Annotated in this window: 16 protein-coding genes; 10 read left to right on the forward strand and 6 right to left on the reverse strand. The window is 32.7% G+C overall.

Annotated elements, in window-relative coordinates; translation table 11 throughout:
* Positions 1–2 precede the first annotated feature (2 nt).
* The 3 genes from ACHRVX_RS12790 (at position 3) to ACHRVX_RS12800 (ending at position 4,264) form a co-directional block, all read left to right on the forward strand.
* Positions 3–314 carry a DUF3467 domain-containing protein gene (locus tag ACHRVX_RS12790; RefSeq protein WP_072959407.1) on the forward strand — a complete coding sequence of 104 codons (312 nt, stop codon included), beginning with the start codon at positions 3–5 and terminating at the stop codon, positions 312–314.
* Positions 315–893: 579 nt separating this feature from the next.
* A complete protein-coding gene (gene lnt / locus ACHRVX_RS12795; protein ID WP_395332732.1) occupies positions 894–2,501 on the forward strand; it encodes an apolipoprotein N-acyltransferase in 1,608 nt (535 codons plus the stop codon).
* 38 nt (positions 2,502–2,539) lie between these two features.
* Complete coding sequence (locus ACHRVX_RS12800) at positions 2,540–4,264, forward strand: LamG-like jellyroll fold domain-containing protein (protein WP_395332734.1); 1,725 nt, start codon at positions 2,540–2,542, stop codon at positions 4,262–4,264.
* Positions 4,265–4,415: 151 nt separating this feature from the next.
* On the opposite strand, the gene ACHRVX_RS12805 is transcribed toward ACHRVX_RS12800, so the two are convergent.
* Both ACHRVX_RS12805 and ACHRVX_RS12810 read right to left on the reverse strand, forming a co-directional pair.
* Positions 4,416–6,005 carry a peptide chain release factor 3 gene (locus ACHRVX_RS12805; protein ID WP_213302128.1) on the reverse strand — a complete coding sequence of 530 codons (1,590 nt, stop codon included), beginning with the start codon at positions 6,003–6,005 and terminating at the stop codon, positions 4,416–4,418.
* A gap of 156 nt (positions 6,006–6,161) precedes the next feature.
* The gene (locus tag ACHRVX_RS12810) at positions 6,162–7,604 is read right to left on the reverse strand and encodes an alpha-amylase (protein WP_395332736.1); all 1,443 of its coding nucleotides are present in this window, start codon (positions 7,602–7,604) and stop codon (positions 6,162–6,164) included.
* A 540-nt stretch (positions 7,605–8,144) separates the two neighbouring features.
* On the opposite strand from ACHRVX_RS12810, the gene ACHRVX_RS12815 reads away from it, so the two are divergent.
* Both ACHRVX_RS12815 and ACHRVX_RS12820 read left to right on the forward strand, forming a co-directional pair.
* On the forward strand, positions 8,145–9,575 hold the full coding sequence (locus ACHRVX_RS12815; protein WP_395332738.1) for a peptidylprolyl isomerase: 1,431 nt from the start codon (positions 8,145–8,147) through the stop codon (positions 9,573–9,575).
* A gap of 79 nt (positions 9,576–9,654) precedes the next feature.
* A complete protein-coding gene (locus ACHRVX_RS12820) occupies positions 9,655–10,608 on the forward strand; it encodes a MoxR family ATPase (RefSeq protein ID WP_213302119.1) in 954 nt (317 codons plus the stop codon).
* A 49-nt stretch (positions 10,609–10,657) separates the two neighbouring features.
* On the opposite strand, the gene xrtN is transcribed toward ACHRVX_RS12820, so the two are convergent.
* Positions 10,658–11,899 (reverse strand): exosortase N, encoded by a 1,242-nt coding sequence (xrtN, locus tag ACHRVX_RS12825; protein WP_395332740.1) that lies wholly within the window; start codon positions 11,897–11,899, stop codon positions 10,658–10,660.
* On the reverse strand, positions 11,899–14,397 hold the full coding sequence (locus ACHRVX_RS12830; RefSeq protein WP_395332742.1) for an XrtN system VIT domain-containing protein: 2,499 nt from the start codon (positions 14,395–14,397) through the stop codon (positions 11,899–11,901). Before ACHRVX_RS12830 ends, xrtN begins: the two co-directional genes overlap by 1 nt.
* Before the next feature lie 426 nt (positions 14,398–14,823).
* Here ACHRVX_RS12830 and ACHRVX_RS12835 point away from each other — a divergent pair, with 426 nt between their 5' ends.
* The 4 genes from ACHRVX_RS12835 (at position 14,824) to ACHRVX_RS12850 (ending at position 22,144) form a co-directional block, all read left to right on the forward strand.
* Positions 14,824–15,039, forward strand: coding sequence for a hypothetical protein (locus tag ACHRVX_RS12835; protein ID WP_395332744.1), 216 nt, complete (start codon positions 14,824–14,826; stop codon positions 15,037–15,039).
* A 95-nt stretch (positions 15,040–15,134) separates the two neighbouring features.
* A complete protein-coding gene (locus tag ACHRVX_RS12840) occupies positions 15,135–17,915 on the forward strand; it encodes a bifunctional aconitate hydratase 2/2-methylisocitrate dehydratase (RefSeq protein ID WP_395332746.1) in 2,781 nt (926 codons plus the stop codon).
* Between the two features lie 46 nt (positions 17,916–17,961).
* On the forward strand, positions 17,962–20,226 hold the full coding sequence (locus ACHRVX_RS12845) for an aconitate hydratase (RefSeq protein WP_395332748.1): 2,265 nt from the start codon (positions 17,962–17,964) through the stop codon (positions 20,224–20,226).
* A 475-nt stretch (positions 20,227–20,701) separates the two neighbouring features.
* Positions 20,702–22,144 carry a LysM peptidoglycan-binding domain-containing protein gene (locus ACHRVX_RS12850; protein WP_395332750.1) on the forward strand — a complete coding sequence of 481 codons (1,443 nt, stop codon included), beginning with the start codon at positions 20,702–20,704 and terminating at the stop codon, positions 22,142–22,144.
* A 60-nt stretch (positions 22,145–22,204) separates the two neighbouring features.
* Here the strand turns inward: ACHRVX_RS12850 and ACHRVX_RS12855 are convergent, their stop codons facing one another.
* A complete protein-coding gene (locus ACHRVX_RS12855) occupies positions 22,205–22,609 on the reverse strand; it encodes a DUF5958 family protein (protein WP_395332752.1) in 405 nt (134 codons plus the stop codon).
* 69 nt (positions 22,610–22,678) lie between these two features.
* The gene (locus ACHRVX_RS12860; RefSeq protein WP_395332754.1) at positions 22,679–23,116 is read right to left on the reverse strand and encodes a hypothetical protein; all 438 of its coding nucleotides are present in this window, start codon (positions 23,114–23,116) and stop codon (positions 22,679–22,681) included.
* Between the two features lie 353 nt (positions 23,117–23,469).
* Here ACHRVX_RS12860 and ACHRVX_RS12865 point away from each other — a divergent pair, with 353 nt between their 5' ends.
* Positions 23,470–24,879: an APC family permease gene (locus ACHRVX_RS12865; protein ID WP_395332756.1), complete on the forward strand. Its 1,410-nt coding sequence runs from the start codon at positions 23,470–23,472 to the stop codon at positions 24,877–24,879.
* The last annotated feature ends 95 nt before the right edge of the window (positions 24,880–24,974 follow it).

The raw sequence follows: 24,974 nt of genomic DNA on the forward strand, positions 1-24,974 counted from the left end.
CTATGAGTAATCCGAAACAACAACAGGAGCAAATTAATATTGAGCTAGACGAAACTATTGCAGAGGGAATTTATTCTAATCTTGCGATTATCAACCACTCATCATCAGAGTTTGTTTTAGATTTTGTGAGTATTATGCCAGGTATTCCTAAAGCCAAGGTAAAGTCAAGAATTGTCCTGACACCACAACATGCTAAAAGATTATTAAAAGCAATTGGAGAAAATATTCATCGTTTTGAAGCCGCTCATGGCGAAATCAAAGAGACTGAACAAGCACCAATACCGCTTAATTTTGGTCCGGCAGGACAAGCATAAGATAAGAAAGCCCCATTTTATAGTGGGGCTTTTTTTATATATAACAAGTAACTAAGTATTATGCAATTCATCTGATTTAATTTACTTTAATCGATTAAATTTCGCATTATAAATCTGTTACTCTAAATTAGTCTCTCCTTCTAAAAAAGTATTAATTTTTGGAATATAATAACTTGTTAAGGTTGGTTTAATTCAAATTCAAAAAAAGCGCTAATTATACATTAGCGCTTTTTTTATGCTTCATAAAAATTAGATTTTTTCTATGTAGATTATTGCGTTGCACTTATGATTTAATTTTAGAGGATTATTTTACTAAAATGTCAGGACTGATTACAGAAGGAAAAAATCTTTGTAGAATTTACTTTACAACTTAAAAATATCTGTTCTTTTTTGCAAATTTTAATTTAATTATTTTTTAATAATAAATTTAAGATTTGTTATTTGTTTGTTTTTTAAGTTGTTGATAATTAATTTAATGCGTTTTAATTAAGTAAGGCAACCCATCTCATGTTGTCTTTTTAGTACTACAAAAACTATTTGCTGATTCATAGATTAAAAAAACAGTGCTAATGTTTTCGAATGTTAAAATATTATATTTACTTCTTTATATGTGTTAAAGTTAATGTTCGTTTTGCGTTTAAATCATTAAAAATGGGAAAAAACTTAAAAATTTCAATTGTATTGTTGCTTTCCGGGCTTGCTCTTAATTTTGCCAATACTCATCTTTCTATTTTACTGGTATGTTTTAGTGTTGTTCCTTTATTTGTTTTACTTAATGAAAGTTCTAAAAGCAAATCCGTTTTTATGGGATTTTTATATGGAGTTGGAATTGGATTAGGTATGTTCTTTTGGATGATTAAAGGAATTAACCATTATACAGGAAACGGGTTTCTGTATGGAATTTTTATTTATCTTATTAGTAGTATTTTTTTAGGACTTTATTTTGCCTTAGTTTCCTTTATTACTAAGAGCATTTATATAATAAACATAAAATCAAGTAGGTCATTATTTTTAAATAAATTGTGCATAGCTGCAGTATGGACAGTTTTAGAATCTGGCTTAGCATTTGCATTGGAATCTTTTCCGCTACATTATTTTAGAATTGGTTTTCCTTTTGTTACTAATATTTATTTTGTTCAACTATCAAGTATTGGAGGATTAGCATTATTAAGCTTTTTGACTGTCTTAATAAACCTGTGCTTAGCTGAATTTTACATACAAAAAAAGAAAATTTATCTCATATACAGTTTATCCACTTTAGCCATAATGCTTGTAATAGGAAGTATTTGCTATTATACATATTCACCTAAATTTATTGGAAAATCTTTTAAAGTTGCTATAGTTTCAGACAATACGAATCCTGAAACAAAATGGAATAGTGAGAACGGAAATACTTTTGCTAATAAATACTTTCAGTTGTGTAAAGATGCAACGGATCTTCAACCTGATTTTATTATTTGGCCCGAGACAGCACTGCCTTGGACTTATACTGCTGAAGATGATTTATTAAAAGAAATTATAAGGATAAGCAATACTCACAATGTTACTCATGTCATTGGTATTAATAATGAAAATAATGCAGATAAGGCATTATACAATTCGGTTTTTTATATTGATAAACACAATAAAGTAAATGGAATTTATAGCAAACAGATTCTATTAAAAGGAATAGAAGAGCCTTTAGGAAAGTATTTAGTTCCTTTTTTAAGTCAGGAAGGTTTTGTTTTATCAAAAGGTAAAAATCAAAAGCCAGTTCAAACAAAATTTGGAAAAGCCGGGAATTTAATTTGCAATGAAGTTGTTTCTGAGAATTGCGGATTAGAACAAGTAAAAAATGGTGCTAATTTTTTGTTCAATTTCAGTAATGATGGGTGGTTTAAAGATAATTACATTTCAGATCTTCATTTTTATTATGCACGATTACAAGCTGTAGAAAATCGTAAAGATATAGCCGTTGCTAATAATTGCGGTATTAATGCCATCATAAATAGTAGCGGTTCGATTATTTCTGAAAAAAAAGATACAAGTAGTACTTTGATTTTTGGATCTGTTCAGCCTAATAATACTTTATCATTATTTACGAAGTATCCTTTATTTTTTAATTGGCTTCTTATCCTGTTTATATTATTTTATCTAACCTATTTAAAACCTAAAACTATAAGAACGGACACAAATGAAAAATTTTAAAAACAAATAATTAATTTAACAATTTATAAATTTATAATATGAATAAAACTTTACTCTTTACATTACTGCTTGCTAACTTCTTTTTTGCTAATGCAAGTACTAGAATTACAGCTTACCGTTGGCGAAATAATAATGGTACCGAAACTACAGCTACCTGGAAAGCGCCACTTAACACACCAGTAGAAATTACTAACTTTGATGCTTTAAGAATTAGAATAGCTGTAGAAGAGACTTCTACTGGAAATAGTGGAGCGACTGTAGGCCTTAGTTCGAAAATTCAATTTTCAGATAATAACGGAAGTAGTTGGCAGGGCATTACAATTCAAAATTCTCCATTTATTTTCGAAGTTAGTCCAGATGTAGCTCATGAAACCGCTACTACCCAGCAATTAGCAACAGGAGATCCTGGCTCATTTGTTCCTGGACTATTTTTCAGTGCAGATTCTAATAGTTTTGTAGGTTTACCTGCTAGTCAGGATAAATTTACTGAACAAGAATTTAGCTTAAAGCCTACTGCATTTATTAAAGCAGGTGTAACCTATACTTTTAGAATTGATGGTGTCCTTGTCGCATTAAATATTCCTAAACTTATAAGTACTGTGGGTATTGCATGTGCAACTCCTGAAGCCTCAGTAACGTCGCCTCAAAAATTAAATATCAATACAAAAGTTTCTGATTTGGTCGCAACAGGAAATGACATAAAATGGTACGCTGACGCTGTTGGTGGCAGTCCATTAGATGTTACAACTCCTTTATCAACTGGATCGTATTATGTTTCTCAAACTTTATCTTGTGAAAGCTTACGTACTAAAGTAGAGGTAAATATTGTTGATCTTAATGGTACTTCCTTAGAGTTTCAGGGGGGGTATGTAGAACTTCCTAATAACATGCCTGCGACTTATACTAAAGAAGCCTGGATAAAGGTAAATAATTTTTCAAATGTAAATAATATTATTTCAGGTGGTAGCGTAGATGGTGAGCATGCGATTTATATTCCTAATGGTGTATTATCCTCAGGGCATAATGGAGATTGGGATGCAGTAGAAGACATTCAGCCATTAGATATAGACACTTGGTATCATATTGCGGTAACTTATGATTTAGCCACGACCACAATGATATTGTATAAAAATGGTGTAGCTATAAGTGAAAATAATAATGTGCCTGCTTTTACAGGAAGTGTTGTAAGAATTGGAGCATTTGACCCGGCCGGGAATCTATTTAATGGTGCAATAGATGAAGTTCGTATTTGGAATAAAGTTTTAACGCAAGCTGAAATCCAAAACAATATGAATTGCGAATTATCAGGAGCTCAACCTGGATTAATAAATTATTATAAATTCAATCAAGGAGTTGAAGGAGCAGATAATTCAGCAGTTTCAACCTTGACAGATTCAAGTGGAAATGGAAATGATGGTGCATTAACAGATTTTGATTTGTCTGCAGGAACTTCTAACTGGATAACCGGTTCAATTATCCAAACAGGAAGTACTTGTACAACTCTTAGTGTTGGTGACCATAATCAAGAGTTCGCTTCAAGTTTAAAAGTTTATCCTAATCCATCCAGCAGTGCATTTTTTATCAATAGTGATACTAATGGAACAGCTGTACTATTTGATATATTAGGAAAAATGATCCAGACACAAAAAGTAAATTCAGGAACGACTACATTAAATTTGGGTGGTATTCCAAACGGAATTTATCTATTAAAGATAACGAATGAAAACAATCAGTCAAAAACTGTCAAATTAGTTAAAAATTAAAATTTATTATTTTTAGTTTTAGTCAATAATAAAAATTTAAAAACTGCAAAGAGAATGATTTAAAAGTCAATTTCTTTGCAGTTTGTTTTTATAACCGGATATGTTGTAAACAAAAATGCCAGCTTTTAAGCTGGCATTTTTATTAAAATATTTAATCAAATTCTGAAGTAAAAAATAACTTCACAGTTGGATATTTACTTTGTGTCATTTGAATAGTAAAGTCAGAATCAGCTAAGAAAACCAGTTGACCGTATTTATCATGAGCTAGGAATTTTTGTTTAATTCGTCTAAATTCTTTGAATTGCTCATTTTTTGCGTCATCAGGTTTTACCCAGCAAGCTTTATGAACAGGAAAGTTTTCATATGTACATTTTGCACCGTATTCATGTTCTAAACGATATTGAATAACCTCATATTGAAGTGCTCCAACAGTTCCGATAATTTTACGGTTATTCATTTCTAAAGTAAACAATTGTGCTACACCTTCATCCATTAACTGATCGATACCTTTGTCCAATTGTTTGGCTTTCATAGGATCAGCATTGTTAATATATCTAAAGTGTTCCGGAGAGAAACTCGGAATTCCTTTGAAACTCATTATTTCTCCTTCAGTTAGAGTATCACCAATTTTGAAATTTCCGGTATCATGTAAACCAACAATATCACCAGGATAAGAAATGTCAACGATTTCTTTTTTCTCAGCAAAAAAGGCATTCGGACTGGAGAATTTTAAATTTTTCTTTTGACGAACGTGGTAATATGGTTTATTTCTTTCAAAAGTTCCCGATACAATTTTTATAAATGCTAAACGGTCACGGTGTTTAGGATCCATATTAGCGTGGATTTTAAAAACAAACCCACTCATTTTTTCTTCAGTAGGATCTACTAGACGAGTCTCGGAATCTTTAGCTCTTGGAGATGGAGCAATGCTCACAAAACAATCTAACAATTCGCGAACTCCAAAATTATTTAAAGCAGAGCCAAAAAATACAGGCTGAAGTTTTCCGTCTAAATAATCCTGACGATCAAATTTTGGATAAACCTCATCGATTAATTCTAATTCTTCACGTAATCTATCCGCTGGTTTCTGACCAATTATTTTTTCTAATTCAGGGCTTTTAACATCTGAAAAGGCAATAGTTTCTTCGATGTTCTTGCGACTGTCTCCACTAAAAAGATTGATGTTTTGTTCCCAAAGATTATAAATTCCCTGAAAGTCATAACCCATTCCAATAGGAAAACTTAAAGGAGTAACTGTCAAACCAAGTTTTTGTTCCACTTCGTCCATTAAGTCAAAAGCGTCTTTTCCTTCACGGTCTAATTTATTGATGAAAACAATCATAGGAATGTTTCTCATTCTGCAAACTGCCACTAATTTTTCTGTTTGTTCCTCAACCCCTTTTGCAACGTCAATAACAACAATAACGCTATCAACAGCAGTTAAAGTTCTAAAAGTATCTTCGGCAAAATCCTTGTGACCTGGTGTATCAAGAATGTTGATTTTTTTGTCCTGATAATTAAAAGCAAGCACAGATGTTGAAACCGAAATACCTCTTTGGCGTTCGATTTCCATGAAATCACTCGTTGCTCCTTTTTTAATTTTATTGTTTTTTACAGCACCTGCTTCCTGAATAGCTCCTCCAAACAACAATAATTTCTCAGTTAAAGTTGTTTTACCGGCATCAGGATGCGATATAATTCCAAATGTTCTTCTGCGTTGTATTTCTTTTAAAAAGCTCATATTTCGTATAAATAGGTTGCAAAAGTACTACTAATTACGGCTTAATAAAAATATTCACTTCTTAAATTAGGAAGTCTTTCATTTTATTAAAGATAAATTTTAAACAAAAAAAAGGGCTGTTTTACGTGAACAGCCCTGAAATTGTTGTTTTTTAAATTATTGGTTAATTGACCAGACAGTATATCCTTTAGGCGGACATTGAATTTTTACCCATTTATCTCCTTGAGTTGTTGGAACCCAAGTTGAGTTTCCTGTAAAATCCTTAATTTGCGTATTTGCCCAATTAGTCTCAACCCATCTTTCCTGCCATGAACTTGAATTATTAATATAAACCACTAATCCTGGGTTTCCATTATATCCATTTCTTCGGGCTACATATTCATCATTATCAGAATATAATATAGAAGTTGTTCCGGTAGCTTTATTATTATGAATCCAAATCAAATTGTTTAATTTGTTTTTATCCAGCCATTCTTCGTAATCTCTATAAAATATCGTTGGATATCCTTCGTGCGTTAAAATATAAGAATAGGCTAATAATTTACTGGAGATTTCATCAGTATCATGATTGGTCACAAAAGTCACAGCTTTGTATGGATTTCTCTTCCACATCATGTCATCATTTAATAACACAAGATTATTTCCATCAAAAGCATCATTCATTTTATAATAACAAGCGAAATCAAACACGGAACTATTGGCATTATTTGCCCACCATTCAAGCGTATTTACATTAGCGTCCCAATATTCCCCAACCGAAAATCCGCCTACATTTGCGTTCCATGAATTTACAACCCACGGAGCAAAACCTTTTACATAGTCAAATCTCCAGCCATCAAATTTCATGGTATTTTTGTAATATTTACCAACTCCGTCAGCTCTTAGCCACAACCAATCTTGTACATTAGGAACTTGGTGGCACAGATCCGGAAATCCGCCAAAAGCGCCTTCATCATTATTTCCGTAGCTGTTTTTATAGAAATCATTATAGGTACGTTTGAATTTTCCTGAAGCTATTCCTGTAAAATTAGTCCAGGTGCTTGTTCCCGTAAACGGATTCGCTTCTGATTGTCCACCGCTATTATGATTAATTACGATATCGGCATATACTTTCATGTTTTGGGTATGGGCATTTGTAATTAAATTTACTAATTCGGTTTTTGAACCAAATCTGGTTTCTACAGAACCATTTTGATTATAATCTCCAAAATCAAAATAATCCGTTGGATCATATCCCATAGAAAATGCTCCATTTTGAGCTTTAGAAGCTGGCGGAAGCCATATAGATCCAATTCCGGCATTTGACCAGGCGGTAACTTTCCCGCTTACAGTATTCCACCAATTTCCTCCGGCAGGAACATCCCAATAAAAGGCCTGCATCATTACACCTCCGCCGGGATTATCAACATATTTTCCTGTTATGGATGAATTGGAAATTCCTGTACTAAAAGGTTTTCCGTCGTGATGCGTAACATTAATAATTTTAAATTCCTGACTTTCAGCTTTTGAATCTACTTCGTTTGATTCATTTTGGGAGCATGAACAAATAAATGATGTGATTGCTGCAAGCAGAAAAATCTTGACAATAGGTTTTTTCATAATGAGATTTGGTTTAAGGTTAGATAATAAAGTTTGTAATTTGATATTTATTTGAAATAAAAAAGAACTATTCGTAATTTAAAGGCCAATAAATTATCAATTATTAATCGAAAGTATATAATTTTTCATTTGATTGTTTTTTATAAGAAAATATTTATCTTACGAAAACGTTGTAGTATTGATAACTTTTTTTTATTGCATTGCAAGTGAATCATTTGGAGTTGAACTAGTAAACGGTTAAATTTTTATCTGTACTTTTTGTAGATAGGACATTATATAGTTTTACAGAAGTAAATCTCTTATAATTCGGTCGCTTCTAATAAATTTAACGGTGTTCCATATAATTTTTTGTTAATAGTATAGACGATAGTTGTATTATGTAATTGAATTGTTATTTTTGTTCGTTATAAGTTAAAAAGAACTAGATCTTAATTATTTAGTATTTTCCATTAAATAAATTGAAAATGCATTTTAAAATGATTGTAGTTTAAACCGAAAATTCTAAAGCAAGATCTTTACATTCAAATTAAATTTAAAATAATGTTATTAAAAAAATTACAGTTAAAAACAATTGATTACAAGTTAATGTTGACAATGTGTTTTTTATTTTTTTTCACCTCAATTATCTCAGCTCAGGAAATTATTAAAGATACTGTGATTAAAAAACCAGTTGAAATTCCTTCAGGACAAAAGCAAAAAATTGATGGTATTATTGCTACAGTTGGGGATTATATTGTTTTAGATTCAGATATTGATAAAGGATATTTAGAAATTACTGCTCAGGGAGGTTCTACAAAAGATATTACAAGATGCCAGATGCTTGGTAAACTTTTAGAAGATAAATTATATGCGCACCAGGCAATTCAGGATAGTATTGTTGTAAGTGATGCTGAAGTAAGAAGTATGATGGACGACAGATTGAATTATATGATTCAGCAAGTTGGAGACATCAATAAAGTGGTTGCTTATTATAAAAAGAATTCAGTAGAAGAGTTTAAAACTTATTTTGCAGATATATTAAAAGAGCAAAAATTAGCATCAGAAATGACTAAGAAAATTGTTGATGCTGTAGAAATTACGCCGGAAGAAGTTCGTAATTTCTTTAAAAAAATACCAAAAGACGAATTGCCAACTTTTGGAGCTGAAATGGAAGTGGCACAAATTGTTGTAGAACCTAAAGTTTCTGCAGAAGATGAACAAAAGGTAAAAGACAGATTAAACGCTATTAGAAAAGATGTTCTTGAAGGATCCAGTTTTGCAACAAAAGCAGTACTATATTCACAAGATCCGGGATCTTCTCCAAACGGAGGTTTTTATAAAATGACAAGAAAAACTCCTTTTGTAAAAGAGTTTAAGGATGTTGCTTTTAGTTTAGGAGAAGGGGAAATTTCTGAGCCTTTTAAAACGAACTTTGGATATCATATTATTATGGTTGATAAAATAAAAGGGCAAGAAGTAGAATTACGTCATATATTAATTGCACCAACAGTTTCTGAAACGGCTTTAAAAGACGCTAAAGAAAGAATTAATAATATTAGAGCTAAAATAGAAAACAAAGAAATTACTTTTGCCGAAGCTGCCAGAACAGAATCTGATGAAAAAGAAACAAGAGCAAACGGAGGAACTTTAGTAAATCCTAATACTCAGGATACTCGTTTTGAGTTGACTAAAATGGATCCTACATTGTACAGCCAGGTTTCTAACCTAAAGGATAATGAAATTTCTCAGCCTCTTTTAAATACTGACGATAAAGGCAAAAAAACATACAAGTTAATTACGATCACTAATAGAATCGATTCACATACTGCTGATTATGCTAAAGATTATACTAAAATTAAAGAATTAGCATTAAAAGAAAAACAGATCACAACAATTGCAAAATGGTTTGATTCCAAAATAAAAGATACTTACATTAAAATTATTGGAGAGTATAGAGATTGTAATTTTGTGTACAACTGGTTGAAAAAATAATTTTTATTAAATAAATAAAAAGAGTTAGTTTTATGAGTTCATAGAGCTAACTCTTTTCAATTTTTAAAAACATATCTAAATGTCTGACGTAGCAGCAATTCATAATTTAGTTCAAAAAAGAAATGAATTAAAAACCGAAATAGCAAAAATCATTGTAGGCCAGGATGAAGTTGTAGACCAAATTTTACTTTGTATCTTTTCTGGCGGACATGCACTTTTAATAGGGGTTCCCGGTTTGGCAAAAACCTTAATGATAAATACTCTTGCACTTGCTTTAGGTTTAGATTTTAAACGAATTCAGTTTACGCCGGATTTAATGCCATCCGATATTTTAGGAAGTGAGATTTTAGATGAAAACAGACAGTTTAAATTCATCAAAGGCCCCATTTTTTCTAATATTATCTTAGCTGATGAGATCAACAGAACGCCGCCTAAAACGCAAGCAGCTTTACTTGAAGCAATGCAGGAACGTTCCGTTACAATTGCAGGACAAAATTATAAATTAGATTTGCCTTATTTTGTATTAGCAACTCAAAATCCAATTGAGCAGGAAGGAACTTATCCTTTACCGGAAGCGCAATTAGACCGTTTTATGTTTGCCATTAAACTGGAATATCCAACTTTTGAAGAAGAAGTTCAAGTGGTAAAGCGTACAACATCAGACGTAAAAACAACCATTAATCCATTATTTACGGCGCAGGAAATTATCGATTTTCAGCATTTAATCCGTAGAATTCCTGTAGCTGATAATGTTATTGAATATGCCGTAACTCTGGTAAGTAAAACACGTCCGGACAATGCATTGTCTAACGAATTTGTAAAAAACTATTTAGATTGGGGAGCAGGACCAAGAGCATCACAAAATTTAATTTTGGCAGCCAAAGCTCATGCTGCTTTCAATGGTAAATTCTCACCGGATATTGAAGATGTAAAAGCAGTTGCAACCGGAATTTTAAGACATAGAATTATTAAAAATTATAAAGCAGACGCTGAAGGAATCACAGAAGAAATTATTATTCAGAAACTGATGTAATAGACAACAAGATAAATTGAAAAGCCTGATAATTAAATATCAGGCTTTTTTATGTCAATTTTATTTTACTTGTTTCGTTTATTAGTCGGGCAGATTTATTGTGAAAAAGTTTTATCAAAAGAACTTCAACAAGTGAAGTATATTTTTTATTGTCACATTCATACCACCAATACGAAAAATATTGAACGCCATTTTTTTCCATTTTTACGAACGATATTTTCTCATTATTTCGGATGATAATTTTTGATTCAATTATTTTATAGCCAGTCCCAGTCCAGCAAATCAAAGGATTGTGTGCGGGAGTTTTAATATATACAAGCTTTTCCGGTGTTGCAATTTTAAAAACTTCGGAATTGACCCAGATTCCTTGCTGAATATCATAGGAGGGATCCAGATTTTTAAGTAAGTTGTGCTGCTGTTCTTTTTTAATTTCGAAACTTGTCACCAATACTATTGCGAATCCTGTTATGATGGATATAATGGAAAAGGGTGAAGGATTAGTGTTGATCAAATCTTCTTTTTGTGGTTTGAAAAAACGGATTAAATACAAGATTGGGAATATCTGATAAAATACAAAACAAAGTAAACCAATGGTATAATGTAAAGTGTTTTCTTTAGTACAATCAAATAGAATCAAAGTTATGATTCTGAAATAATTAGAAATTATATTCAGTACAATTATTAAAATGCAGAATAAGAAAATTTGTTTGATATTGAAATGCTTTTGTTGTTTTCTTTCTTCTAATGTCAATAAAAATGCGCCAAAAAGTAATCCGGTTTTAAACATTGATAATCCCATGCAAGCAGTGTCGATTGTAATTTTGGCATTATTGATATAAAAATTAACGCCTTCAATTTTAGTAATCGGAATGAAGTTTTTTAAAGTTAAATAAACGCCATAACAAAGTGTCTGCTTAATTTCGACGGTTAAATAATTGAAAAAAGTATTAAAAAGAGAAGAGAATAATATAACGCAGATAAAAGCAATGAACGAAAATTTTCCGGTAAAACTATAATAAACAAAACAAACCAATATTGCTAAAGCTAAAAAATGTACGGACTTAGTATGCAATTGATAGCTAATGTATTCTAAAATAATCACCATTGCTAAAAGCGGATAACTCATTTTAAGATTCGTTTTTCTGCCGCCAATAATAAATAATACGATTGAGAATATAATTCCGAAAAAATTACTGTCTAAAGCGGTTAGTATAATAGGGTAGTTTATCACCAAAAGGCAAACTAAAACAAACGAAATTATTGCTTTTTTATGCTGCGTTAATCTTTTCATTAGGTAGTTTGCTTTTTATTTTTTCTGTAATAAAAGAAAAGTATTGCTGAGCCCAGAATAATTAATAACCATTCGTGTGGTTCCGGAACTGCGCCGTCATTATTGATTGAAGCATTTCCTAAAGTATCAACATTTTTTTCGATTCCGTTCTTTTTGTAATCTTCATCTGTTTCAAGAACGATTAATGATGAAATTGGAGTTACAATATTGGCATCTTTTGCTAATTCAACATATTGATTTTGGACTAAAGTGTTATTTTGGATTTTAACCTGTTCTTCCAGCACTTTTCCAAAAGCGTACATTCTGTAAATATGATTAGGTCCATTACTTTTTAAACTATTATTTTGCGGCCTTTCAACAATAGAGATATTTGCAGGTTCAATATTCACAGCATTTGTATCGGTTTTGAATACAATGAACTGCTTTTGTTCAATCAATTTCAAACTGTTTTTTAAACTCGTCTGAAAATACGTTACATATTTTTGTTCCTTCGCGGTCTGCCAAAACGGATTTATATCTGCCGAAATATTAATGACTTTTAAGTTTCTCTGTTTTGTTGCGGTTTTGATCTTCTTTAAATAATCAGAATGCTCTAGTTCTTCAAAATTGGCAGAAAAAGTGCCGCATTTTGTAATTATCAAACTGTTTTCAGAAATCTTGGAAAGAGGTAATAACGAATAGTGTAAATCTTCAAAATCCTGTTCAACAGCTCTAAAGTTTTCTTTATTGATTTCCTTTTTTTCTCCATTGACATACACAAACAATTTTTGTTTGTTTAAATCCATAAAAGATTCAATTTGTTTTGTTGTCCAGCTGCTGTTTAAATCTAAAATAATCTCTGAAGGTGTAAACGGAATAATTATTTTCTGAATGTCTTTAACTTCATAAAGTTTATTTTTCCATGCAAATGAGTTTGATGGCAAAACTTTGGATAAAGGCATAAGAGCTTCCCAGTTTTCTAAACCTTTTGATTGATTGATGTAGAAATTGTTTTTAAGCTCAAAATCTTTGCTGGTAGTTATTTTTGTGTTTCCAACTGTTTGAATTCTTGAAATAGTTTCGGCATTCGAAATGTTAGGACCTTTTATAGCAAGACTTTGGTATTTCATTTCATTATCTTCGACTTTTAGCGGAGTTGTAAAACCACATTTAAAGGTACGCGGATTTTTGCGATTAACAGGAAAAACTCTTACTACCACTTTGTTTCCTTCTTTCCATTGCATTAATGATGGATCGCGGCTTTCAACTCCCACAATTTGGTGGTATGCAGCTTTGGCTTTTTCTTTGGTCGTCAAAACACCTTTTCGTTCAATTCCGTTCACCCATAATGAAAGTGAAGTTGCGACAGAACCTTCCGGCAATTGAAAAGAATAAATAGCTTCCTGATCTCTCCACGAATCTTCAGTACATTCAATTTTCATTGAAATTTCAGTATAAGCCAAACGTGATTCAGGATATACTTTTACATCTTCTTTAATATTTTTGGTAATTAAATCCTGACCGCTCCATAATTGCTCTTCTGCTTCTAATCGTTTGTCAAAGTTTGACTTTAAAATATTGATTTTATCATCATTATCTAAATTAAGATCCTGGCAAAATAAATAAGCAATAGAAACAATTGGATTGTGTATTTTTCTTTCGTTATATTGTTTACTGCCAAAAGAGTCAAAACCTCCTAAGGCAAATATGTCGTGAAGCGGAATGTAAACAATATCTTTTTTTAGCAGAATTTCATTAAAAAAATTAGGCTTTAAACGCTGCGAAATCGCAATATAATTGGGCAGACTATCATTTTGATCAAATGATTGCATAGTAACGCTTTCAGCTATTTTTCTGCTTTCGATACTTAGGCCGATTGTAAAAACAGTGAGACCAGTTATTACAATTAAAAATCCTGCACCAAACGAAATGTAATTGATTCTGTTTGTGGTCAAATGGCGTATAATTGTTATGATATGAATTATAAGAACAAGCGCGGGAACTAAACCATAAAAGCCTAATCCTAAGGCTAAGATTGCTACAAACGAAAATGGCATAAGCGGGAGTAGGTAAATCGTAAAATACAAGATAATGGCAAATGACAAACCGTTAATAAAGAAGGAAATGCTGGTTTCGCGACTTTCATCTGAATTTCTGTAAATAAAAAAATTAGACAAACAAAAGGCAAGGGTCGCGAGGTAAACCCATATTGGTAAATCATGAAACAGGGGAATAAAAGTATTTAAACAGAAACACCCAATCAACCAATTTGTAATTAAGAAGGGAGTTAAATGAATGTATTTTTCTTTTTTTCTAAGAATTACAAAAGAAAGACCGACACCATAAATAAATTCACATATTAAACCCATTAATGCTATACCAATAAAATAGTCAAAATGAATATTTTTGGAGACAAGTGTGCCAATTAGCAAAACGCTGCTAAAAATCGTTATAATTAGACTAAATACAACTCCCGGCTTTTGAATATAATATTCTAAAAAATCTGATTTGTGTTTCATGATTGTAATTATTTAAAAGTACTTTGAATTGCAAAGTTATGAGAAAAAATGAATTACCGGTTTTTTATTTCATTTATTTTTGAATGCTATAAATTAAGTTTGAAATAGATAATTGGTTAGTAGATATAAGATGAAATTGCACAAACTATAACGTTATAGAAGCTAATTTAGAAAGGTTCTTAGTTAAAAACGAAGTAAAATCTGACTTCAATTATAACATCAAATTCCGACTTTGTTAAAGAAAAGATTTTAAAATGTTAATAATTCATTTTTTTAATACAAAACTGATATTTTGGCAAAAACAAGCAGTGAAAATCGTTTTTTAACAATAATAATTTTTGAAAAGGCGACTTCTATTATATTTTTTTTAATTGTCGGCTTTAATACGTAAATTTGCGTACAAAAAAAATAAAATACCTAATTGCTATGACTTTTGATATCAAAATGATTAAAAAAGTGTACGAAAATAAGACAACCCGTGTTGATAAAGCACACGATTTGATTCGTCGCTCACTTGCTTTAATAGAAAAAAAATTATACAATCACCTATGGCATTCAATGCCTTCTCCAATTCTTAATAGAGGTGTAAATTATGTTGAATTTGCTCCGGATCGTGTTGCATTTCAAATTGTAACAGCTTAGAAATTATTTAATTTAAGCAAACTGGTAAACAAAAAACGGCAGTACGGATTATCTCCAATCTGCTTTTAACATTAAAAAAAAAAAGACTTTCTATTATGAATAATATTTATGCAGATTATATTAAAGAGATTCAAGAACGTAAAGCTCAGGGACTTCATCCAAAACCAATTGATGGCGCTGATTTATTAAGCGTAATTATTGAACAAATTAAAGATTTAGATAACGAATATAGAGAAGATTCTATAAAATACTTTATCTACAATACAATACCGGGAACAACAAGTGCTGCTGGTGAAAAAGCTAAGTTTTTAAAGGAAATTATTCTTGGTCAGCAAGTGGTAAATGAAATTACACCTGCTTTTGCTTTTGAGTTATTGTCACATATGAAAGGCGGACCTTCAATTGAAGTGCTGCTTGATTTAGCTCTTGGTGACGATGCTGCTATAGCAAAAGAAGCTGCAAATGTACTTAAAACGCAAGTTTACCTTTATGAGGCAGACACAGACCGTTTAAAAGAAGCCTTTAAAAATGGTAACGCAACAGCTATAGAAATTATTGAAAGTTACGCTCAGGCGGAGTTTTTTACAAAACTACCGGATGTTGTTGAAGAAATTAAAGTAGTGACTTATATCGCTGGTGAAGGAGACATTTCGACAGATTTGCTTTCTCCCGGAAACCAGGCGCACTCACGTTCTGACCGTGAACTTCATGGTAAATGCATGATTACTCCTAAAGCACAGGACGAAATTAAGATGTTGCAAGTACAACATCCTGATAAAAGTGTAATGTTAATTGCAGAGAAAGGTACAATGGGTGTTGGATCTTCAAGAATGTCAGGAGTAAATAACGTGGCTCTTTGGTCAGGTAAACAAGCAAGCCCATATATTCCATTCGTTAATATTGCTCCAATTGTTGCTGGTACAAACGGTATTTCTCCAATTTTCCTGACAACTGTTGACGTTACAGGTGGTATTGGTTTAGATCTTCAAAACTGGGTTAAAAAACTGGATTCAGATGGTAACGTTATTCGTAATGAAAGTGGTGATCCTGTTCTTGAGGAAACATACTCTGTTGCTACAGGAACTGTACTTACAATAAATACTAAAACAAAAAAACTTTATAATGGCGATCAGGAGCTAATAGATATTTCTAAGGCATTCACGCCTCAAAAAATGGAATTTATCAAAGCCGGAGGATCATATGCAATTGTATTTGGTAAAAAACTACAAACATTAGCAGCTAAAATTTTAGATATTGAAGCGCCTCTTGTATTTGCTCCGTCAAAAGAAATTTCTATTGAAGGACAAGGACTTACAGCAGTAGAAAAAATCTTTAATAAAAATGCTGTTGGTATTGCTCCGGGTAAAGTATTACATGCAGGTTCAGATGTTCGTGTAGAAGTTAACATCGTAGGTTCACAAGATACGACTGGTCTTATGACTGCTCAGGAACTAGAATCTATGGCTGCTACAGTAATTTCTCCAATCGTTGATGGTGCATACCAATCGGGATGTCATACAGCTTCGGTATGGGATAAAAAAGCTCAGGCAAACATTCCGAAATTAATGAACTTCATGAACAACTTTGGTCTTATCACAGCGCGTGACCCTAAAGGAGTTTATCATGCAATGACAGATGTAATTCATAAAGTTTTAAACGATATCACAATAGACGAGTGGGCTATCATTATTGGTGGTGACTCTCATACAAGAATGTCAAAAGGTGTTGCATTTGGTGCTGACTCAGGAACAGTTGCTCTTGCACTTGCTACCGGTGAAGCTTCAATGCCAATTCCGGAATCTGTTAAAGTGACATTTAAAGGAGAAATGAAAAGCTATATGGATTTTCGTGATGTGGTTCACGCTACACAATCTCAAATGCTTAAAAAATTTGGTGGAGAAAACGTATTCCAGGGTAGAATTATTGAAGTTCATATTGGAACCCTTACTGCTGACCAGGCATTTACGTTTACTGACTGGACTGCAGAAATGAAAGCAAAAGCTTCTATCTGTATTTCTGAAGATGATACTTTGATTGAATCATTAGATATCGCAAAAGGCAGAATCCAGATCATGATCGACAAAGGAATGGACAATCAAAAACAAGTTCTTCAGGGATTGATTAACAAAGCAGATAAAAGAATTGCCGAGATAAAATCAGCTGAGAAACCAGCCTTAACTCCGGATTCAAATGCTAAATATTATGCTGAAGTAGTAATTGATCTTGATCAGATTATTGAGCCTATGATTGCTGACCCAGACGTAAACAATGCTGATGTTTCTAAAAGATATACTCACGATACCATCAGACCTTTGTCTTTTTATGGAGGAGAGAAAAAAGTAGATCTTGGATTCATTGGTTCATGTATGGTTCACAAAGGCGACATGAAAATTCTTGCTCAGATGCTTAAAAATATAGAAGATCAGCAAGGTCAGGTTGTGTTCAAAGCGCCGCTTGTAGTGGCACCGCCAACTTATAATATTGTTGATGAACTTAAAGCCGAAGGTGACTGGGAAGTTTTACAAAGATACTCTGGTTTCGAATTTGACGATAATGCTCCTAAAGGTGCAGCACGTACAGAATATGAAAACATGTTGTATTTAGAGCGTCCGGGATGTAACCTTTGTATGGGTAATCAGGAAAAAGCTGCAAAAGGAGATACTGTAATGGCAACTTCTACACGTCTTTTCCAGGGAAGAGTCGTAGAAGATACAGAAGGTAAAAAAGGAGAATCATTACTTTCTTCTACACCGGTTGTAGTTTTGTCTACAATACTTGGAAGAACTCCTACAATAGAGGAATATGTAGCTGCAGTAGAAGGAATTCATTTAACCAGATTTGCACCTTCTCACAAACTGTTGGAAAGCACTTTTTAATAAGGCTTTTAACAAGTTATAATGTATAATAATTAAATTAAGAGATATGGCATTTGATATAGAAATGATTAAAAAAGTGTATGAAAACATGCCTGGTCGTGTTGATAAAGCACGCGAGATTGTTGGTCGTCCACTTACTTTAACAGAGAAAATTTTGTACAATCACCTTTGGGACGGAAATCCGTCTAAGGCGTTTGGAAGAGGAGTTGATTATGTTGATTTTGCACCGGATCGTGTAGCATGTCAGGATGCAACAGCTCAAATGGCATTATTACAATTTATGCACGCCGGAAAAAAAACAGTTGCAGTTCCTACAACGGTACACTGTGATCACTTGATTCAGGCAAAAGTAGATGCTAAAACCGATTTGGCGAGAGCAAAAACACAAAGTAATGAAGTTTTCGACTTCTTATCATCAGTTTCTAATAAATACGGAATTGGTTTCTGGAAACCGGGAGCAGGAATTATTCACCAGGTAGTACTTGAAAATTATGCATTCCCTGGAGGAATGATGATTGGTACCGATTCTCATACTGTAAATGCAGGTGGATTAGGAATGGTCGCTATTGGTGTTGGTGGAGCTGATGCCGTAGACGTTATGTCCGGTATGGCTTGGGAATTAAAATTCCCTAAATTAATTGGAGTAAAATTAACCGGTAAACTATCAGGTTGGACTGCTCCTAAAGATGTAATTCTTAAAGTTGCCGGTATTCTTACTGTAAAAGGTGGTACAGGTGCTATCGTTGAATATTTTGGTGAAGGCGCAACTTCTATGTCTTGTACCGGTAAAGGAACTATTTGTAACATGGGTGCCGAAATTGGAGCTACAACCTCAACTTTTGGTTACGATGATTCAATGAGCCGTTACCTGCGTTCTACAAACAGAGCAGATGTTGCAGATGCTGCAGATAAAGTAGCTCCTTACTTAACAGGAGATCCGGAAGTTTACGCAAATCCGGAACAATATTTTGATCAGGTAATCGAAATTAATTTAACCGAATTAGAACCACATTTAAACGGTCCTTTTACACCGGATTTAGCTACTCCAATTTCTAAAATGAAAGAAGAAGCGATCAAAAATAACTGGCCATTACAAATTCAGGTAGGTTTAATAGGTTCTTGTACCAATTCATCTTACGAAGATATTGCACGTGCAGCTTCTTTAGCAAGACAAGTAAGTGCTAAAAACTTAAAAACTAAATCTGAATTCACCATTACTCCAGGTTCTGAAGTAGTACGTTATACAATTGAAAGAGACGGATTTATCGAAACTTTCGAAAAAATTGGCGCAACAGTTTTTGCTAATGCATGCGGACCCTGTATTGGTATGTGGGACAGAGAAGGAGCAGAAAAAGAAGAAAGAAATACAATCGTTCACTCTTTCAACCGTAACTTCTCAAAACGTGCAGATGGTAACCCAAATACATTAGCTTTCGTAGGTTCTCCGGAATTAGTGACAGCTATGGCAATTGCAGGTGATTTAGGTTTTAACCCGTTAACGGATACTCTAATCAACGAAGATGGAGAAGAAGTAATGTTAGACGCTCCAACAGGAGACGAATTGCCTCCAAAAGGTTTCGATGCAGAAGATCCTGGCTTTCAGGCTCCTGCTGCTGATGGTTCAGGCGTTCAGGTTGCGGTAAATCCAGCATCAGAGCGTTTACAATTATTAGCTCCGTTTGACGCTTGGGATGGCAAAAACATAACAGGCGCTAAATTGTTGATCAAAGCATTCGGAAAATGTACGACAGATCATATCTCTATGGCAGGACCATGGTTACGTTTCCGCGGACACTTAGATAACATTTCTAATAATATGTTGATTGGTGCTGTAAACGCATTCAATCAAAAAACAAACTCTGTTAAAAATCAATTAACAGGTACTTACGACGCAGTTCCTGCTGTAGCCCGTGCATACAAAGCAGCTGGAGTTCCGTCTATCGTTGTGGGAGATCACAATTATGGTGAAGGTTCATCACGCGAGCATGCTGCAATGGAACCACGTTTCTTAGGAGTTAAAGCGGTATTAGTAAAATCTTTTGCCCGTATCCACGAAACAAACCTGAAAAAACAAGGTCTTTTAGGATTGACTTTTGCAACCGAAGCAGATTACGATAAAATTCAGGAAAACGATACTATTAATTTTACTGATTTAACTGAGTTCGCTCCGGGAAAACCCTTAACATTAGAGTTCGTTCACGCAGATGGTACAAAAGATATTATTTTAGCAAACCACACTTACAACGCCGGACAAATTGGTTGGTTCGTTGCAGGTTCAGCATTAAACTTAATAGCTGCCGGAAAAGCTTAATCTTTAAGATTCATTATACTGGAAACGCTCTGTGAAAACAGGGCGTTTTTTATTAGAAGCTAATCCAGCTATACACTATATCTTTTATGGCGAACCCTGCCACAAAAGGATATCGTTCCTATCTGGGCTAGGACACTCGTTTTCATTACAAGATTATTTTTCGACCACTTCAAACATTTGTTTTCTTTTAAACTCAAAATAAAAATGATTTTTAATACTTTTTCTGTTTAAAGTTAGTTATGTTTAAAGCCAGTAACGCTAATTCTTAAAATGCATATTTTCAAAGTGTTTGCGCTGTTTTTAAATTGACGTGGTTAAGTTGAGGTAAATTAGTTGTTAAAAAACGTGTGTCTTTTACTTAAAAAAGTTAAATTCGCTTTTTATATAATATATTTACATTTCTTTAGTTTATATCATTCAGGCTAAAAGTTATATTATTTAAACTTAAAGAAGTATTCATTAAACTTTAATAGGTATGGTTGTCAGATTAATTATAGTGTTGTTTTTTTTCAGTGTCGGCGTTTTTTCTCAGGAAAAGTTTATCAGGCACAAAATATCAAAAGGAGAAAACCTATCTGTAATTGCTAAAAAATATGGCGTAAAAACCAAAGATATTGAGGAAGCCAACCCCGACGCTCCAAAAGTTTTAAAATTAAATTCGGTTTTACTCATTCCGAATGTCAACAAAAAGTCCACGACAAAAAAAACTGAAACAGTTGCAAGTACAATTCCCACAGCAACACTAAGTTCAGATATACACGAAGTACAGGAAAAGGAAACGCTTTGGTCCATTTCAAAAAAATACAATGTTTCTGTTGATGATTTAAAAAAAGCAAATCCTTCCTTAGAAAATGATGGTTTAAAAATAGGGCAGAAGCTTAATATTGCGTCTAAAACTATCGCATTGACTCCAACTACAAATAAAAACCAAAATATAGAAAAGCCAGAACTAATTTCTTCAACAGATGTTGAGGTTGTAGTTGAAGTAAAACCAAAAGAAACAAAATATCTAATTGCCAAAAAATACGGAATAACTGTTGCAGAACTAGAACGTCAAAATCCGTATATCAAAGGAAAATTACCTGTAGGATATGTTTTAAAAATTAAGACTTCAAAAGAAAAAGCAGATCTAGCACAGGCATTAAATACAACTCAAAATCAGGTGGCGGATAAAGCTGTCGTAACTTCAGAAAATACAATTAAAAACGGTGAATTAAAACCTGAAATAGTATCTGCGAACAGCAATGTTGATATAGTTGTTGAAGTCCAGCCAAAAGAAACAAAATTTGCTATTGCTAAAAGATATGGTCTTACAGTTGCCGAACTGGAACGACAAAATCCATTTATTAAAGGAAAGTTGCCGGTAGGTTATGTATTGAAAATAAATACATCAAAAGAAAAAGCTGAGGCAGCACAAGCGTTAAACCCTACTAGTCCTGAATTAGAAAATAATTCATCAACTCCAACTCAGGTCGCAGATAATTCAGAAATTAAAAGAGATACTACTACAATATTTCGAGTAAGTAACCATTCTGATTTAGTGAATCAACTGATTATGAATGCGACAGGAAATATAGGGACACGTTATCGATCCGGCGGAACTACAAAAGCAGGTTTTGATTGCTCAGGTTTAATGATCTGTACCTTTAATAATTTTGATATTAAATTGCCAAGAAGTTCGATCGAACAATCCAGAATTGGTACTAAAGTAGATACTGACGAAGCACAAAAAGGAGATTTAATTTTCTTTAAAACCAACGGACGCAGCCAAATCAATCATGTTGGAATGGTTGTAGAAGTAGCAGATGGAGAAATTAAATTTGTTCATTCTTCCACTCATGGAGGCGTTATGATTTCATCTACCAAAGAAGCTTATTATCAAAGAACCTTTTCACAGGTAAATCGTATTTTGCAATAGTAATACTTATTGCCTTTACTAAAATGATTGCTTTAAGCTTTTAAACTGAAATAATTACTTTTATTCAATTTCATGCCAAAAATGTCCACAGCCATTTTTGCATTCTGTATTTCTCCTTTCTGTGTCTGTAACTTTAAAAATCCAAAGTAAAGAGAATATTATTTTTTCATTTTCATTCTTGGGAAGTTCTGCTAATTTATTAAAAGCAATTTTTGTAGAAAAAGACCTTAAAATTACAACTGGAGTATAAGTCGCTTTTAAAGGAATTGTATTGATAGCATCTTGATACGTTTTAGTATTATAATTAGTCTTATCTGGAATAGCGTTAAAAATGTAATTTTTTAAAGTTGCAAAAAGTTCTTGAAATTTGAATTCAGAATCTTCTAATAAAAGTTTTAAACCAAAATTTAAATCAATTTTATCTTGTGCGACTTTGTTGATTATTTCTTGTTGTTGATTTGGCATAAAATAAATTCAAAAGTTTTATCAAAAGCTAAAATATAAAATACCTTTTTATTATTTATAAATTAATTTTCATTCTCCTTTTTTGTATTCTTGAATATCTTCAGAACTATCACTAAAAACTTGAATTATAGAAATTTTATTATTAACTTCTATAAAACTAAGCTTTTCATCATATTGAGAATCTCTCCATCTTCCATCCATATTTCCCCACATAATTTTATTACCCTTAAACTTTATTTTATAAACAAATTTCTGTCTATCTGATTTCCTAATATAGGACACATGATATAGTTTGTCTTTTTTGATAGCAGTAATTATTTTTGGTTTTTGTGACATGATTGATGCCATAGTATATCTTGCAACATCTTCGTAGCTAAAGTTTTTTAAATATACTTCTTCGACTTTGTTTGTTTTTTGAATTTGGTCTTCAATAATAATTTTTTTTTCTTCATTTTGTTTACAACTAATACTAAGAAGAAAAATTAAAATAGTAATAATTAACTTCATGTTTTTTTTTTTGATTTAATTAATAATTGAAATGTTATTCAAATGTAAACAGACAAAAAAGTATAATTTTATGGAAATCCATAATGTAAATGATTATTAAAGAATTTATAATATAAACGAGATTTGCGTAAGGGATAGAGGCGGTATCCTTTTACCAGTGAAGCGATGTAAAAGATAAAGCCGAAAGCCCGACCCGAAGGGATACGCCCAAAAGATTTTTATATTGAAATGTTTAATTTGATAACCGTATTAAACCTAAAAATTATAACTTTCAACAGAATCGAAAATCAATAATCTAAATTCTAAAATTTCTAAAAAAAGTATATCTTTAGCCAACCCAAAAAAACAAAACCATGCAGGAAAACGACCAGGAAAATTTTAAAAGAGAACTCGGATTATTAGACGGAACCATGCTTGTAGTTGGTTCTATGATTGGATCAGGGATATTTATTGTAAGTGCCGATATTGCCAGACAAGTAGGTTCTGCAGGATGGCTAACACTAATTTGGCTGATTTCAGGATTGATTACTATTATTGCTGCTGTAAGTTACGGCGAGTTAAGCGCAATGTTTCCAAAAGCAGGCGGGCAATATGTTTACCTGAAAGAAGCGTATAATAAATTAATAGCCTTTTTGTACGGCTGGAGTTTTTTTGCTGTAATTCAAACAGGAACTATTGCTGCCGTTGGTGTGGCTTTCTCAAAGTTTGCGGCTTATTTATATGAACCACTAAGCGATGAAAATATATTGTATGAGTTGGGATCCTTTAAACTTAACGCTGCACAGATTGTTTCAATTTTTACGATTGTGGTATTGACCTATATTAATAGCCGTGGTGTGAAGAATGGAAAAATTCTACAAACAGTCCTTACGATTATTAAAATTTTATCATTGTTGGGATTAATCGTTTTTGGATTAACATTAGCGGCAAAAGCTTCGGTTTGGGACGCAAACTGGGCTGATGCCTGGACAACCCGTTCTTATAATAAAGATACAGGATCATGGCTGCCCATTAGCGGAACGGCTTTGATTACCGGAATTTCGGCTGCAATGGTTGGATCATTATTTTCCAGTGATGCCTGGAACGGAGTTACGTTTATTGCGGGAGAAATTAAAAACCCTAAACGAAATGTTGGTTTCAGTTTGTTTTTAGGAACTTTTATTGTGACTATCATTTATGTTTTGACGAATTTGATGTATTTGGCTGTAATTCCGCTAGACGAAATCGCAACGGCAAAATCGGATAGAGTAGCGGTTGTGGCTTCACAATATATTTTTGGCGATATAGGAACTTTGATTATCGCAATTATGATTATGATTTCGACTTTTGCCTGTAATAACGGATTAATTATGGCAGGGGCGAGAGTATATTATACAATGGCAAAAGATGGTTTATTTTTTAAAAAAGCTGCCATTTTAAATGAATCAAGTGTTCCGGCGTGGGCACTTTGGGCACAATGTATCTGGGCTTCGGCATTGTGTTTGACAGGGAAATATGGTGATTTATTAGATTTCGTAATCATCATCGTTTTGATATTCTACATTTTAACCATTTATGGAATTTTCATTTTACGCAAAAAAATGCCGGATGCCGAAAGACCTTACAGGGCTTTTGGATATCCATTTTTACCAATGTTGTACATTGTGATTGCAACGGCGGTTTGTATTTCGTTATTACTGACCAAATTCTCCACCTGCGGTTGGGGAGTTTTGATTATGTTAACGGGAATTCCGGTATACTATTTAACAAAGCCTAAAGATTAAAAGTTTAGTTTTGGGTTTAAAGTTTTAAGATGGTGGCTTGTGGAATTGCCCATAGGTTAACGGATTAAACTCGTTTTTGCTGTTTCTTTAAACTT

Source organism: Flavobacterium sp. FlaQc-47 (genome assembly GCF_044006475.1).
In the GTDB taxonomy this organism is placed as follows: domain Bacteria; phylum Bacteroidota; class Bacteroidia; order Flavobacteriales; family Flavobacteriaceae; genus Flavobacterium.